Consider the following 15,224-nt stretch of genomic DNA (forward strand, 5'->3'; position numbering starts at 1 on the left):
GGACCGATGAGTGAACCGCCAGTAACCGCTCGCCAACCCCTATTCCGACGCCGTCGAATTCGTCCACCGCTGAGCTGTGTTCGCTGACGTCCCGCTTCCTCAGAACCACTGGAGGAGTGTGTCCGTGCAAGGCGACACGCCGGAGAGGGCGCTTCCGATTGCGGAGGAGTGGGTGCAGGGGGTGTTCTTACGGAATCCGCTGAACAGTTACTACATGGGGAGAACTGTGCACTTCCGGATCCTGGGACCTCTGGAATCGGTGGACGAGGGGCGGCCGGTGGCGCTGGGGGGGACCAAGCAGCGGGCGACGCTGGGCTACCTGCTCCTGCGGGCCAACCGCGTCGTCGCGACAAGCCAGCTCCTCAACGCCCTGTGGCCCGTCGAGGACGCGCCCACCTCGGCACGCAAGATCCTTCAGAACGCCGTATGGGGGCTGCGGCGCGTGCTCACACCGAGACACGGTGCGGAGGGACCGGCTCTGGTGACCCAACCGCCGGGCTACCGGCTCACCGTGGAGCCCGACGACGTCGACCTGTACCGCTTCCAGCGCGTGGTCGAGGAGGGCCGGTCCAGGCTCGCGGCGGGAGAGCCGCAGGCGGCGGCGGAGCGCTTACGTGACGCGCTGAGCCTGTGGCGCGGGCCGGCGCTGGCGGATCTGGTGGAGGCCGGCATCAGCTGGCCCGAGCTGACCGCGGTGCAGAACTCCCGGCTGGACGTGATGGAGGACTACTTCGAGGCCGAGCTGGCCTGCGGCCGCCACCACGCCGTGTTAGGCGACCTCCAGGCCGCGTTCGAGGACAGCACGCTGCGGGAGAGATCCTGCGGGCAGCTGATGCTCGCCCTCTACCGCAGCGGACGCCAGGCGGACGCCCTCAACGTCTACAGCAGGGTCCGGCGCGTCCTGGTCGAGCACCTGGGCCTCGAACCGGGCCGCGAGCTTCAGGCGCTCCAGCAGGCGATCCTGAGCCAGGATCCGTCGCTCAACCTGCCGGAGGCGCTGAACGTCAGCAGCGAGCCGGTCCGCAGGCTCTCACCGGTGCCCGACGTGGCGGACCTCGACGCGGGCGCGCCGGCCGGAGCCGGGAGCAGCGCCCCGGTGGCCGCCGCCGTGGCCCTTCGGCCGCGCATCGCGGTGGCGGACGACGACGGGGGGCCCGCCAGAGCGGAGGCTGAACGGGCGGCCGCGTCGGTGCGGCGCAAGCAGGTCAGCGTCGTCTTCGTGCGCACCCGCTTCGAACCGGTGGACAGGGTGGGCGGCAGGGGCGGGGACGCCGGTCCCGAGTGGGCCACCACGGATGTCGACGAGCTGATGGAGCGCTTCTCCACCTGGATCCAGGAGAGCATGGAGCACTTCGGCGGGGTGGTGACGGCCACCCTCGGCTCGGTCTCCGTGGCGGTCTTCGACTCGGGCGAGGAGGGCGGCGACGACGCCGGGCGCGCGGTGCTCGGCGCGCTTGCCGTGCGCGAAGGACTCAACGCGCCCAACGGGCCCGTGGCGCAGCTCGGCGGCAGGGGGCCGACGCTCTCGTTCCACGCCGCGGTCGCCACCGGCGAGGCCCTGCTGCGCTATCCCGGCCCCACCGAGGCGCTCGCCCCGACGATCAGCGGGGCGCTGCTCGACCGCTGCCAGGCGTTACTGGCGCACGCCTCCGCCGACCGAATACGGGTCTGCGGCATCACCCGCGAGCGCACCCAGGCGATGATCGAGTACGCGTCCGGCGATGCCGGAGAGGCGGACGTGCTCGGCATCCGCGCCGACTACATGGACCTCGCGACCGTGCCCACCGTGGAGCGCGACTTCGAACTGGGCCTCCTCTGCGACCTGCTGGAGCGCGCCCAGCACAGGACGACCCCGCACCTGGTCACGGTCCTCGGCGAGGCCGGCAGCGGCAAGACCCGGTTCCTCGCGGAGTTCGGCCGCGCGGTGGAGTCGCAGGTCCACCTGGCCAGGTTCCAGGTGCGCCGCTCGCCGCTGTCCGGGCGGGACGGCATCTCGGCCCTCCAGACGGAGCTGGTGTCGGCCCTGTGCGGCGTGGAGCGCGGCGACCCCCTCCAGGAGTCGCTGGCCAAGCTGGAGTCCACGGTGCGCGCCCTGGTCGGCGAGGACCGCGTGGAGCCGCTGCTGCGCTGCCTGACACCGCTGCTCGACCCGCGGGCCCCGGCCGGTCCGATGAAGGCCGAGTCGGAGCTCGACGCCTGGTGGCACTTCCTCGAACGGATCATGCTCGACCGGCCGCTGGTGCTGGTCATCGATGACCTGCACCGTGCGGACGACGCGCTGCTCGACTTCGTCAGCGGGCTGGCGGACTTCTCGGGGGTGCCCCTGCTCGTGGTGGCCTCCGCCCGTCCCGAGCTGTTCCAGCACCGTGCGGGCTGGGGCGGCGGCAAGCACCACTTCACGTCGATGACGCTGGAGCCGCTCTCGGACGCGGCGGTGGACATGCTCTTCGACTTCGCGACGGCCTCCACACCGATCCGGCGCGCCGAGGGCCGGCGTTCGGCCCAGGGCACGCCGGCGGAGGCCCCGAAGAGCGGTGCCAACGGCCGGCCGGACCAGCGCCGCAGGCGGTTCATCATCCGCTCCCTGCTGGCCATGGGCTCCCCCCGGAGGCTCGGCGGTGCCCCGGTCTGCAGGGTCGCCGCCGGCTAGCGGGCATCACGTGCCGGGGCCCGGGCACCGCGATTGCGGCACCCGGGCCCCGGCGTATTCCCGGGTTCTGCGGGATGTCAGACCTGAGTGGGCAGGTGCTCCCGGCCCCATGCTCCGAGCGGCTTGAGCGCCTCGTTGAGGGCGACACCGGGAGGGGTCAGGGAGTACTCGACGCGCATCGGTGTCACGTCGAAGATCTCCCGGTGCACGATGCCGTCCGCCTCCAGCTCCCTGAGGTGCTGGATAAGGACCTTCTCGCTGACATCCGGAATGGCGCGCTTCAATTCACCGAAACGGCGGTGCTGCTGGGAGAGCGCCCACAGAATGACGACTTTCCACTTGCCACTGATGACCTCCATGGCAGCGTCCAGCCCACAGTGTGTCGGCCTGAGCCTCACGCTCAAGATTGCACCCCCGCAGTCCTCACGAAGACCTCTGTCTTTGTATGAGCATGACGATCTCATGGTAATCCGACATGGTCGCGATGGCACAGCGCGGTTATCGGCCAACCCGGCGGGAAACTGCCATAATCTCGGTGCTCAGTGCGCCGCCGCGGGGCCGAAGAACGCCGTCTCGTCCTGGGCTTCGAGCTTTCCGCAGACATCCCGCAGCGCGATTTCCAGGGCCGCGATCTCCTCGTCCGTCAGGTGGATGGACGGTTCGAATCGGAGCGTGTTGACGGCGCTCGCGGTCGGGAACGTGCGGATGCGGTGCGCGCGCAGCAGGTAGGCGGAGAGGACATAGCCCAGCATGTCGGCCCGTGCGCTCTCGCGCAGGCGCGGCGCCGCCGCCTCTGACTGGTCCCGGAATTCCAGGCCCAGCATCAATCCCTTGCCGCGTACTTCCTTCAGCACCCGCGGATAGGCGGCGACGAGCGAGCTGAACACGTCCACCAGACGTCCGCCGCGCTCCGCGGCCCGCCGGTAGGCGGCGCCCCCGTCGGCCTCAAGGAGGTCCAGCACCGCGTGCGTCACGGCGAGGGAGAGCCCGTCCTTGGCGAACGTCGAGCTGTGCACCAGGTCGAACTCCCGCCGGAACCGCGCACCGCGTACCAGCGTCAGGGCCGTCTTGGCGACACCGCCGCCGAGCCCCTTGGCCAGCGTGTAGTAGTCCGCCTGGAGCCCGATCAGCGAGCTGGCGAAGAACGCGCCGGTGCGGCCCATGCCGCTCTGGATCTCGTCCACGACGACCGGGCAGCCGATCGAGTCGCACGCCCGCCGGATGGTCCGCGCCTGCTCCTCGGTGACCTCCCGGATGCCGCCCTCGCCCTGGATCACCTCCATGAAGAGCGCCGCGAAAACCGGATGGTCCCGTTCCACCACCCGGACCCGGCCGCCCTCCACCACCAGGTCGAGCAGCACGGCGCGCTCCTCCTCGGCGATCTTGGTGATCGCCTCGGGCTGGTCGAAGGGCACGAACCGGGCCTGCGCGGCCAGCGCGGAGAACGGCGTGCGGTAGGCGGCGTTGTGCGTGAGCTGGACGCTGCCGGCCAGCTTGCCGTGGAAGGAGCCCTCCAGCGTGAGGAAGAGCGGCGGCCTCGCCGCCACGGCGGCGTTGGCCGCGGTGACCCGGTGCACCAGCGCCTCGACGTCGCCGCCGGCGTCCTCCGGCAGCGCCGCCCGTCCGGACCGCACCGCCTCGCGGGCCGCCTCGATGTGGCCGGCGATCTCCTCCAGGCGCGCGCGGATCCCCAGTTGCCGGTCGAACTCCGCGTGCTTGAGCGCCACCTCGACGGACTCGGCGCCGCTGTTCGAGAACACTCCGTAGTACGGCTCCGCGGTGCCGAACTCGCGGTGCAGGATGGCGTTGAGCCGGTCCAGGACCCGGCCGGCCGCGGGCTGCCGGGAGGCCTGGGCGAGGACCGGCCGCCTCGCCCGCAGGAAGGACTCGGCGGCGGCGGCCACCTCCGGGTGGTTGTGGCCGAGGACCAGCGCACCGTAGCCGCCCGCGTAGTCGATGACGGGCACCTCCTGCCCGGTCTCGTCCAGGAAATGCAGCGTGTTGCCTTCGCCGCGTACGTACTCGACGTCGATACCGAGGAGAGCCAGCAAATCCTGCATCGCGGGTTCCGCGAGCCCGGACTGCGGTGACGGAGAGTTCATTGCTGTCCTTTTCGCCTCGTCGTCTGCTGTGCCGAATGACGATGGGCCCGCCCGGCGCGGGAATTGCGCGCCGGTCGCGGGGCCCTCCAAGGGATGTTACGAGCGTGCTCCCAACGGCTGGTCACGCCCCGGTAAGCGGCGGCCTCCGGCGCTATTGGTTAGCGCTGCGTTACTCGTCGGTGGACGGCTTTTGCGGCCCGCTGGATACGGTGGCGGCGACCTGCCGCGGCCGGCGCGGTCGCCGCGCTTTTCGAGCCCGAGGCCCGTCCGGAACACCCGTACCGGCGGCCTTCGCTGACAGGGAAGGATGCCATGCCCTCCTCGCTCCGTGAGGTGATGTCCCGGTTCGCCACCGGTGTGGTCGTGGTGACCGTGGGAGGCGAGCACGTCCACGGCATGACGGCCAACGCGTTCACCTCGGTCTCCCTCGACCCTCCGCTGGTCCTGTGCTGCGTGGCGCACAGCGCGGTGATGCACGGCGCGCTCAGTGCCTCCGCGCGGTTCGCCGTCTCCGTCATGGCAGCGGACCAGGAGCGGGTGGCCCGGCACTTCGCCGACAAGAAGCGCCCGCTCGGTGCGGCGCAGTTCACCTCCGTCGACTGGCGGCCGGGACCGCTTTCCGGGGCGCCGCTCATTTCGGGCGCACTCGGGTGGCTGGAATGCGAATTGACCCAGTCGCACGATTCCGGGGACCACACCATTTTCATCGGATCGGTTCTCGAAGCGGGTCGCGGTGACGATGCGCCAGGACTCCTCTTCCACAACGGCGCCTTCGGCTCGGTCGAGGGCGCCGATCTGGCGCAGCGCCGGGTGCGCACTTTGCAGTAAGTACTTGAGACGTATTCAGGCCCGCCGCTAGGTTGAGAAAAAATTGCTTGGCGAAGGCCGCCGTACAGGTGGACTCCGGGCCATGCCCGCCGGTAATTCGATATGTGCTAGGGAGAGTGATCGTGGTGGCCGGTAACAATGGTGCGCCCGTGACGGTGTTCGGCCTGGGGATGATGGGTGCGGCACTGGCCGGCGCCTTCCTGAAGGCCGGGCATCCGACGACCGTGTGGAACCGCTCCGCGCAGAAGGCCGACGCCCTCGTGGAGCAGGGCGCGACCCGAGCCGCGGACGCCGCCGAGGCCGTGGCGGCCTCCGACATCCTGGTGGTCTGCCTCGTCGACTACGACGCCGTGCACACCGTCCTCGACCCGGTGGGCGACGCCCTCGCCGGCAAGGTGATCGTCAACCTGACGTCCGGGCTGCCGGAGGACGCCCGCGCGGCGGCCAAGTGGGCCGAGGGAGTGGGCGCCCGCTACCTGGACGGCTACATCATGACGGTGCCGCCGGCCGTCGGCCTCCCGCAGACGCTGCTGTTCTACGGCGGTTCCAAGGACACCTTCGACGCCCACCAGGACACCCTGAAGGTGCTCGGCGGCAACAGCGTCTTCCTCGGCCCCGACGCCGGCATCGCCGCGCTGTACGACCTGGCCCTGCTCGGCATCCTCTGGTCCACCCTGACCAGCGCCCTGCACGGCTTCGCCCTGGTCGGCAGCGAGAAGGTGCCGGCGGCGGCGCTGGTGCCGTTCGCCGAGGCGTGGATCACCCACGTCGCGCTGCCCAGCATCAAGGGCGCCGCCCAGCAGGTGGACGCCGGCGAGTTCGGAACCAACATCTCCACCGTCGGCCTGAACGCGGTGGGCCTCGCCAAGATGGTCCAGGCCAGCGAGGCGCAGGGCATCCGGCCCGACCTGATGGTGCCGATCAGGGACTTCATGGAGAAGCGGGTCGCCGACGGCCACGGCAGCGACGCGCTGGCCAGCCTGATCGAGGTCATCCGCAACCCCGAGTGACGGCCCCCGGGCCGGTGACCGCCCGCCTGGCACGGCCCGTCCGGCCGTGCCAGGCGTTCCGGTGCGCGGACGCGGGCCGGCACCCCGCCCGTGCGGGAGCCGGCATTCAGCCGGTGCGGGCGGCCAGCGACTCGGCCAGGCGGGAGAACCCCTCCGCGCCACGGCCCGCGTCGACCTCCCGCCGCACCAGCCGCAGCGCAGCGTCCATCACCTCGGTGTCGAGACCGCGGGCCCGGGCGGCCGCCGCCACATGCCCCATGCCCGCGGAGGCGGACAGCAGGCTGGACCGGTCACCGGGGTGCCGGCGCTGGTCGATGCGCTCCGCGTAGCCCGCGACGACGTCCGGCAGCAGCCGCATGGCGGTCACGGCGAACGGAGCGAGGTCCGTGGCCGGGATGTCCTCCGCGCCGGCCAGCGCGAAGGCGTGCACGACACCGGTCATGGCCGTCCAGAAGATGTCGAGCAACGCGACGTCGTGCGCCGCCGCGCGGCCCGGGTCGGGCCCGAGGTACACCCCGGTGCCGGCCAGGGCGCCCAGGGTCTCGCGCAGGTCGTCGTGGACGTCCTGTGCGCCGCTGTACAGGACCAGGGCGTCGGGCCCGCCGACGCTGGTGGTCGGCGTCAGGATCGCGCCGTCCAGGTAGCGGATGCCGTGTGTGGCGGCCCAGGCGGCGCTCTCGCGGGCGTGCTCCGGTGTGTGCGACGTCAGGTTCACCAGCGACCGGCCCCGCAGCGCCTCGGCGGCCGGCCGGACCACGGCGTCCACCGCGTCGTGGTCCAGCAGGCACACCACCGTCACGGGGCTGGCGGCGACCGCGGCGGCGGCGCTGTCACCGCGGGTCGCGCCCTGGGAGACCAGCGCGTCGGCCCGTGCGGGGGTGCGGTTCCAGACGGTGGTCGGGTGGCCGCCGCGCAGGAAGGCGGCGGCGAGCGCCTGCCCCATCGGGCCGAGGCCCAGGACCGTCACCGGCGAGGGCAGGGCATCGTCCGGACGGCGGCCCGCGTCCTGCTCCGAAAGCTGAGAAGGCGTCATGCGGCCGACGCTAGGCCCTGACGTCGGCGTGAGAGTCAACCCGGGACATGGAGGGAAGTTGCGGATCGGTGAGCTGGCCAGGCGGACCGGAGCGACCCAGCGGGCCCTCAGGTACTACGAGGAACAGGGCCTGCTGCGGCCGCACCGGCGGCCCAGCGGCTACCGCGAGTACGCGGAGGAGGACGTGGCGACGGTCAGCCGCATCCGCGTCCTGCTCTCCGCCGGCCTGCGCACCGCGGCCATCGCCGAGTTGCTGCCGTGCCTGGGCGAGGAGCGCCCGGCGCAGGCGCCCGTCTGCACTGAGCTGTCCGCCGCGCTGCGCGAGGAGCGCAGCAGGATCAGGAGTGCCATCGACGACCTCACCGCCGCGCTGGAGATGCTGGACACCGTCATCGCGGGACCGCACCACCTGCGGCGTCCGGTGCGCCACCATGTCGCACGCCCCGTGGCCGCCAACCCCGTGACCTGGTCCACCACGACCGCACCGCGGCCGGTCACGGACCGCCCCGTGCCGCGAGGGAGCGGCGGCAGAACGAGCGGTGGACCGCCGGTTACGGACCCGTCCCTAACCTGAAGCCCCAAGGGACGCCGACCTGACGGCCCGGCGGAAAAGCGCCGGCAACGGCACGGGCGTCCCCCCACTCCTCACCCTTTGCGTGCACTCATCCCGGAGGCCCGTATGTCTGCTTCGTCCTGCCCGTACGCGATGGATCCCACCGGCCGTGACATCCAGGGCGAGGCCGCCCTGCTGAGATCGCAGGGCCCGGTGACCCAGGTGGAGCTGCCCGGCGGTGTCGTCGTGTGGGCCGTCACCGACACCGCCACCATCAAGAGCCTGCTCACCGACCCGCGGGTGTCGCGGGACACCTACCAGCACTGGCCCGCCTGGGAGAACGGCGAGGGCGAGCTGGCGAAGAGCTGGCCGCTGGCCATGTGGGTGGCCGACCGCAACATGATCACCGCCTACGGCGACGAGCACCGCCGGTTGCGCAAGCTCGTCGCCAAGGCCTTCACGGCCCGCCGCACCGCCGCGCTCCGCCCGCGGGTGGAGGCCATCACCGCCGCGCTGCTCGACGCGATCGCCGACCAGGGCCGCCAGGGTCCGGTGGACCTGCGCGAGCAGTTCGCCTACGGCCTGCCGACCCAGGTGATATCCGAGCTGCTCGGCATTCCGGACCGGATGCGCGACGAGCTCCTCGGCATCATCGGCGCCTGGATGACCAACCAGGTCTCCGCCGAGGAGGTCGCCGTCTACGAACGCCGCGTCTACGAGCTGCTGGCCGAGCTGGTCGCCCACAAGCGCAGCGAGCCCGGCGACGACCTGATCAGCGCGCTGATCACGGTGCGGGACGACGAGAACGGCTCCGGGCTCACAGAGCGCGAGCTGGTCGACACCATCCTGCTGACGTTCACCGCGGGGCACGAGACCACCGCCAACCTGATCGACCAGGCCGTCTACACGCTGCTGACCAACCCCGACCAGCTCGCCCTGGTGCGCCGCGGCGAGGCGACCTGGGACGACGTGATCGACGAGACCATCCGCCTGGAGGCGCCGTTCGCCAACCTGCCGCTGCGGTACGCCGTGGAGGACATCCAGGTCGGTGACGTGACGATCGCCAAGGGCGACGCCATGATCATCTCCTTCGCCGCGGCGGGCCGGGACCCCCTGGTGCACGGCGGGAGCGCCGACGCCTTCGACGTCACGCGCGCCACCCGCCGCGAGCATGTCGGCTTCGGGCACGGCGTGCACTTCTGCCTCGGCGCGCCGCTGGCCCGGCTCGAGGCGGGGGTGGCGCTGCCGGCGCTGTTCGAACGCTTCCCCGAGATGTCGTTCGCCAAGCCGGCCGGGGAACTGCTCCCGCTGGAGTCCTTCGTCTCCAACGGCCACCGCGAGCTGCCGGTCCGCCTGGGAACGCCGGTCGCGGCCTGAGCCACCCCTTCGGGGCCACGCGAACACGGGGCTCCGCCCCGGTCGAACGGCACGCCGACTGTGGGGCTGCGCCCCGGCCAGCCCAGGGGCGCGGGGAACTGCGCGAGCAACCACCACCTGCCGGTGGTCCGGAGGCGAGGAAGACTGCCCCTTCGGGACGGTGACGACGTGACGGTGTCGTCGTGGCTGGTCGCGCCCCCGCGGCGGAGCCGCATATCGACACAGCCCCGCGCCCCTTATAGGGTGCTCCGCGCCCGCAACGGGGCCCCGCCCCCGGCTGTGGGGCTGCGCCCCGGCCTGCCTCAGGGGCGCGGGGAACTGCGCGACCAGCCCACCACCGGCCGGTGGCCCGGAGGTGACAGATGCTGCCCCGTGGGGCGGGCCGGGGCCGGGCCGGGGCCCCGAACCCACCCCGCTTCAAGGGGCGCCGACCGCGTAGGTCACCGCGGTTCGTAGACCGTCCAGACGGTCTTGATCTCCAGGTAGGCGTCCAGGTTCGCCCGGCCCATCTCGCGGCCCACCCCCGACGCCTTCATCCCGCCCCAGGGCGCGCCCGGGTCGCCCAGGGCCCAGCCGTTGACGTAGAACATGCCGGCCTTCAGCCGGGCGGCCAGGGCGTGCGCGTGGCCGAGGTCCCGTGTCCACACCCCGGCGGCCAGGCCGTAGTCGGTGTCGTTGGCCAGCGCCACGACCTCGTCGATGTCGTCGAACGGCGCCACCACCAGCACCGGACCGAAGATCTCCTCGCGGCTGATCCGCATCTCCGGCGTCACCTCGGTGAAGATCACCGGACGGACGAACCAGCCGCCCTCGGGATCGGCGGGCGGTACCTCGCCGGCCAGCAGCGTGGCGCCCGCCGCGATGCCGTCCTCGATGGAGGCCCGTACCCGGTGGTACTGCTCGGCGGAGACCAGCGGCCCGTAGGCGGTGGTGCGCTCCAGCGCGGGTCCGACCGGGGCCTCGCGGGTCGCCGCGGCCAGCGCGGCCACCACCTCGTCGTACCGGCTGCGGTGCACGTAGAGCCGGGAGCCGGCCACGCAGCTCTGGCCGCTGTTGAAGTAGATGCCGTCGAAGGCACCGGCGACGGCTGCCTCGATGTCGGCGTCCGCCAGCACGATGTTCGGGCTCTTGCCGCCGAGTTCCAGGGTGACCCGCTTGAACGCCGCCCCGGCGCGCGAGGCGATCTCCCGCCCCACCGCGGTGGACCCGGTGAAGGCGATCTTGTCGACGCCCGGGTGGCCCACCAACTCGGCCCCGGTGGCGCCGTCGCCGGTGAGGATGTTGACGGTGCCGGGCGGGAAGCCGGCCTCGTCCACCAGTTCCGCGAGCCGCAGCGCGGTCAGGGGGGTCTGCTCGGCGGGCTTGAGGATGACGGTGCAGCCGGCCGCCAGCGCGGGCGCCAGCTTCCAGGCGGCCATCATCAGCGGGAAGTTCCACGGGATGATCCCCGCGCACACGCCGACCGGCTCCAGCCGCGTGTAGCAGAGAGTGCCCGGCACCATCACCGGGATCGTCGAGCCCTCCAGCTTGGTGGGCCAACCGCTGTAGTAGCGGAAGTGCTCGATCGCGGCGGGCACGTCCATCATCTCGTTGACGGCCACCGGCTTGCCGCCGTCCAGCGCCTCCAGCTCGGCCAGCTCCCCCGCGGCCGCCTCGATCAGGTCCGCCAGCCGGGCCAGCAACTGGCCGCGGGCAGTGGCGGGCAGCCGGCCCCAGTCGCCGTCGAGGGCCGCGCGGGCCGCGGTGACCGCGGCGTCGACGTCGGCCGCCCCCGCGTACGGCACGTCGGTGACGTGCGCACCGGTGGACGGGTCGAGGGTGGGAAAGGTCTTGCCGTCGGCGGCGGGGACGAAACGGCCGCCGATGTACAGCAGGCGCGGGCGCTTCAGGAAGTCGGCGGCGTTCTTGCCGAGTGCGGGCAGTGCGGGCAGTGCGGGGTTCACGGCGGTATGCCTCCTCGATGGTGGTCACCACATGTCTCACAGGACGGCGGGAACCGGCCGCCGGTGAGGTGGCGACCGGTTCCCGGTGCGTTGCGCTCGTGCTCCGGCCCGAGGCCGGTGCCTGTCAGGCCCTGGCCGCCAGCGCGGCGACCTGCTTGGCGGCGGTCATGCCGGACTCCACCGCGCCGTCGATGTAGCCGCTCCAGCCGGTCGCGATGTCGCTCGTGGCGAACGCGATGTTGCCGCGCGGCTGCTGGATGGTGCGGTACGGGCCGGTGAGCATGCCGGGCTGCCGGCAGGCCCAGCCGCCCAGCGAGTACGGGTCGGCGCCCCACGTCTGCACCTTGGTGGAGAGCACCTTGATGCCCGGTGCCATCTCCCGGAGCACCGACTGCACCGCGGCCGGGTCGGCGCCGTTCAGCGACGGGTCGCTGCTGAAGGCGAACATCAGAGTGCTGCCGTCCGGGAGCTGGGCTTCCGGAACGGTGGTGGAGAGCGGGAAGCCCTCCGGCGGGTGGCCGATGAACGTGCCGATGCTGCTGTCACTGACCTTCATGAAGATCTTCTTGACGTTCGGCGCGCCGATGCCGGCCTTGGAGACGCTGGTGTACTCGGCGGGCAGGCCCGGGGAGAACGTGATGGTCTTCCAGAGGTTGACCGGCACGGCGACGATCACGTGCGGCGCCGTGTAGGCCACGCCCGCCTTCGTGGTGACGGTGACCGAGCCGTACGCCTCCGTGATCCTGGCGACCGGGGAGTTGATCTTGAGGTCGGCGCCGGAGTCCTTCAGCATCGCGTTCAGCAGGGCGGCGGTGCCGCCCTGGAGCCCGTAGGTGTTGATGCTCTGGTAACCCTCGTACGTGTACCCGCACAGCGCCCAGACCTGGGCGAGCATGGTGTACGCGCCTCGGGAGCTGGAGCCGCCGGACAGGCCGCCGGTGGTGCCGTTGACCAGCTTCAGGTCGTCGTCGGAGAGCCGCATCTGGTCGAGGCGGTCCTGCATGGAGAGCTTGTCCGCTGCCGTCAGCAGGCCCGCCGCGCTGAACGGCTCGTAGGGCTTCGGGAAGAGTTTGTCCACGCCGTCGAAGAACGGGGTGAACGCCGCCTTGACCCTGGCCGACCCCTCCGCGAGCGGCAGGGCCGTGAAGCCGCTGCCGGCGGCCACCACGTACTTGTCGATGGCCCCGCCGCCCGCGACGGTGGCTATGTTGTAGCGCTTGGCCTCCGCCCACACGTTCGGCTGCTTCGGGTCCACCGCGCCCCCGCCGAGCTCGACGAGCTCGCCGGCGAACTCGGTGGTCCAGGTCCGGCCGCCGATGCGGTCCCGGGCCTCCAGGATCACCGACCGGAGGCCCTTGGCCTTGAGTTCGCGGGCCGCGGTCACACCGGCGAAGCCGGCCCCCACGATGATCACGTCGTACGGCCCGGCCTGCACACCGCCGTCGCCGGCGGCGTGCGCCGCACCGGCTGCGACACCGGTTGCCGAGGCGGCCAGCGCTGCCGCACCGGCGGACTTCAGGACGGTACGGCGCGAGGCCGCACGCGCGACGGTGTTGTGCGCATCAATCTGGTGGTTCTTCACTGTTCCCCGTTCATGATTCGAATCGGATCGTTGGGACAGGTGGCGTGGGGGTGTGCGGGGTGTGCGTGGGCGGCCCGGGTCACGGCATCAGAGGTAGAGGGTGTCCGGGTCCAGGCCGAGGAGCATCCGGCCGTGCAGCTCCAGGTTGGTGAAGGGCGTCATCATGCCGTGCCGGGTGAGGCCCTCGACGTCGCGGTAGAAGCGCTGGAAGTGCTGGCCGCGCGAGAGCGCGGAGGCGCCGCTGACGTGGTGCAGGTCCTCCACGGCCTCCTTCACCAGCAGCGTGGCGAGGCCGCCCTGACCGCGCACGGTCACGCTGTCCTCGACGGTGGGGTGCTCGCCGGCGTCCGCACGGTCCTGCAGGCGCCGCACGAAACCGGCCGTCAGCGCCTCGGCGGCGGTGATCTTGTTGGCGGCGGTGGCGACCTTGATCTGCGTCAGCGGGTGCTCGCGCTGGTCCGTCCAGTTGGTGTAGGCGATCGGCTTGCCGGGCAGCCGCTCGGTGAACGTGTCGTAGGCGCCCTTGGCCGCACCGATGAAGACGGCCACGGACAGCGCGGCGACGTAGGTGATCAGGCCGTAGTTGCTTCCGGTGGCACCGGTGTTGGTGCGGCCCTCGGTGGTGCCGGTCACCAGCTGCTCGGCGCCGACCACGCGGCGGGCCGGCACGAACACGTTCGTCGCCGTGGTGGTGAAGCTCCCGGTGCCGGCCGCGGCCGAGACGTGCCAGTCGTCGGCGATCTCGAACTCGGCGATCGGGACCAGCGCGTACAGCGGCTCCGGGGTGCCGTCCGGGTGCTCGACGATGCCGGCCACCAGGTTCCAGTCGGCGCCCCGGCACCCGGTGTTGAAGCCCCAGCTGCCGTTGAGCACGTAGCCGCCGTCGGTGGCCGTGAACAGCGCGGTGGGGGCGAGGCCGCCGGAGGCGCGTACCGAGGAGGAGGCGTAGACCTCCTTCTGCACCTCGTCCGGGTAGAGCGACGCCACCCAGGCGCCCTCGATCCAGGCCGCGGCGACCCAGCCGGTGGAGGCGCAGCCGCGGGAGATCTCGGTCACCGCCTTGAACTGGTCGGCCATGGAGGCCTCCAGGCCGCCGAAGCGCTTCGGCACGCCGAGCCGGAAGACCCCGGCCTTCTCCAGCAGGTCGATGTTCTCGTCCGGGATCCAGCGCCGGTCCTCGGCCGCGGGGCCGTTCTCCCTGAGCTTCGGGACGAGGGCCGACACGGCGTCCAGGACGGCCGCCGTTGAGGCATCGGAGTCGGTCATGTGCGTCTCCCTGGGGGCTGTTGACAACGAGGGGATTCCCGCCGCCCGCATCGCGGGCCGGGAGCAGGGATCGGGTGCATCCTTGCGGGGCCCGGGTCACTGCGCGGCAATCGGCGCAGCCCGACGGGCCGATGAGCGTCCGATGACCGCGCGGTGACCGGGCGGTGGGCGTGCCGGTACCCGGACGGTGCCCTCGCGTGCGGCGGCGCCGTGCGGATGGGAACGCCGAGCGGGGCGCCGGTGGCGGGATCCCGCCGTGCCCCGCGGTCTCAGCGGGTCAGCTCGTCTGGCCGAACGGGTTGTCGATGGCGAACCGCCACTCGCCGTCCGTGCCGCGGCGCAGCACGTCCAGGCCCACGCCCTCCACGTGCTCCGTGCCGTCCGGCGTCGGGATGTCGATCGCCCAGTCGACCACCAGCAGCGCGGTGGTGCTGGTGACGTGCGACTCGCGCAGCGTCGCCGTCATCTTCGGCTTCTGCCCGATGAACTCCGCGAGAGCGGCTTTCCTGGCCTGACCGGTGAGCGGGTTGCCCGGCTCCCACACGGAGACCGCGTCGGGGGTGTACATCGAGTTGATCGTGTCGAGGTCACCGGAATTGAAGGCCTCCACATAACGCTTGCCGTGCTCCTCGGCTCCCTTGATGAGATCCGCGCTCGTGGTCGGAGTTGCCATGGCGTGCTCTCCATTTCTGTGCGTCGAGTCGCATGTCCGCGAGTCGTATGTGAGTCGTCTGTACGCGGATTGACCCCGCAGGTTCAGCGGAGTACGGTCGGCGGTCTTTCCCGACCGGCCTGAAAAAGCTGGTGTGGTGTGCACCCCGAAGTTACCGAGGCCGCACCACCGCTCTCTCATCGGCGGTCAACGCGCTGCTCACGAGGG

General features: G+C 71.8%; 11 protein-coding genes and 1 pseudogene. 5 read left to right on the forward strand and 7 right to left on the reverse strand.

From position 1 onward, the window contains the following. Positions 1-214: 214 nt before the first annotated feature. Positions 215-2,650 (forward strand): BTAD domain-containing putative transcriptional regulator, encoded by a 2,436-nt coding sequence (locus tag Sm713_RS31575; RefSeq protein WP_212913389.1) that lies wholly within the window; start codon positions 215-217, stop codon positions 2,648-2,650. A gap of 77 nt (positions 2,651-2,727) precedes the next feature. Here the strand turns inward: Sm713_RS31575 and Sm713_RS31580 are convergent, their stop codons facing one another. Both Sm713_RS31580 and Sm713_RS31585 read right to left on the reverse strand, forming a co-directional pair. Beyond that, positions 2,728-3,009 (reverse strand): helix-turn-helix domain-containing protein, encoded by a 282-nt coding sequence (locus tag Sm713_RS31580; RefSeq protein WP_249416815.1) that lies wholly within the window; start codon positions 3,007-3,009, stop codon positions 2,728-2,730. 180 nt (positions 3,010-3,189) lie between these two features. Next, positions 3,190-4,752 carry an aspartate aminotransferase family protein gene (locus Sm713_RS31585; RefSeq protein WP_249416816.1) on the reverse strand — a complete coding sequence of 521 codons (1,563 nt, stop codon included), beginning with the start codon at positions 4,750-4,752 and terminating at the stop codon, positions 3,190-3,192. 312 nt (positions 4,753-5,064) lie between these two features. Between Sm713_RS31585 and Sm713_RS31590 the strand changes: the two genes are divergently transcribed. Beyond that, on the forward strand, positions 5,065-5,580 hold the full coding sequence (locus tag Sm713_RS31590) for a flavin reductase family protein (RefSeq protein ID WP_249416817.1): 516 nt from the start codon (positions 5,065-5,067) through the stop codon (positions 5,578-5,580). Between the two features lie 149 nt (positions 5,581-5,729). Continuing rightward, positions 5,730-6,590 (forward strand): NAD(P)-binding domain-containing protein, encoded by an 861-nt coding sequence (locus Sm713_RS31595; RefSeq protein ID WP_283249833.1) that lies wholly within the window; start codon positions 5,730-5,732, stop codon positions 6,588-6,590. Between the two features lie 106 nt (positions 6,591-6,696). Here Sm713_RS31595 and Sm713_RS31600 read toward each other — a convergent pair whose 3' ends face one another. Continuing rightward, positions 6,697-7,623, reverse strand: coding sequence for an NAD(P)-dependent oxidoreductase (locus Sm713_RS31600; protein ID WP_212913391.1), 927 nt, complete (start codon positions 7,621-7,623; stop codon positions 6,697-6,699). A gap of 58 nt (positions 7,624-7,681) precedes the next feature. Between Sm713_RS31600 and Sm713_RS31605 the strand changes: the two are divergent. Both Sm713_RS31605 and Sm713_RS31610 read left to right on the forward strand, forming a co-directional pair. Continuing rightward, positions 7,682-8,026 (forward strand): annotated as a pseudogene (locus Sm713_RS31605) (MerR family transcriptional regulator); the annotation flags it as partial. Between the two features lie 276 nt (positions 8,027-8,302). After that, positions 8,303-9,553 carry a cytochrome P450 gene (locus Sm713_RS31610; protein ID WP_212913393.1) on the forward strand — a complete coding sequence of 417 codons (1,251 nt, stop codon included), beginning with the start codon at positions 8,303-8,305 and terminating at the stop codon, positions 9,551-9,553. Positions 9,554-9,993: 440 nt separating this feature from the next. Here the strand turns inward: Sm713_RS31610 and Sm713_RS31615 are convergent, their stop codons facing one another. From Sm713_RS31615 to Sm713_RS31630, 4 genes are all read right to left on the reverse strand, one after another. Beyond that, positions 9,994-11,496, reverse strand: a complete 1,503-nt coding sequence (locus Sm713_RS31615) for an aldehyde dehydrogenase family protein (RefSeq protein ID WP_283249834.1) — start codon at positions 11,494-11,496, stop codon at positions 9,994-9,996. A 124-nt stretch (positions 11,497-11,620) separates the two neighbouring features. Next, entirely contained in the window at positions 11,621-13,078 is a 1,458-nt protein-coding gene (locus tag Sm713_RS31620; RefSeq protein WP_212913394.1) for an NAD(P)/FAD-dependent oxidoreductase, read from the reverse strand. Between the two features lie 87 nt (positions 13,079-13,165). Beyond that, positions 13,166-14,344, reverse strand: a complete 1,179-nt coding sequence (locus Sm713_RS31625) for an acyl-CoA dehydrogenase family protein (protein ID WP_212913395.1) — start codon at positions 14,342-14,344, stop codon at positions 13,166-13,168. 277 nt (positions 14,345-14,621) lie between these two features. Continuing rightward, positions 14,622-15,017 (reverse strand): nuclear transport factor 2 family protein, encoded by a 396-nt coding sequence (locus tag Sm713_RS31630; RefSeq protein ID WP_212913396.1) that lies wholly within the window; start codon positions 15,015-15,017, stop codon positions 14,622-14,624. Positions 15,018-15,224: the final 207 nt, after the last annotated feature.

The sequence above is a fragment of the Streptomyces sp. TS71-3 genome (assembly GCF_018327685.1).
GTDB lineage: Bacteria > Actinomycetota > Actinomycetes > Streptomycetales > Streptomycetaceae > Streptomyces.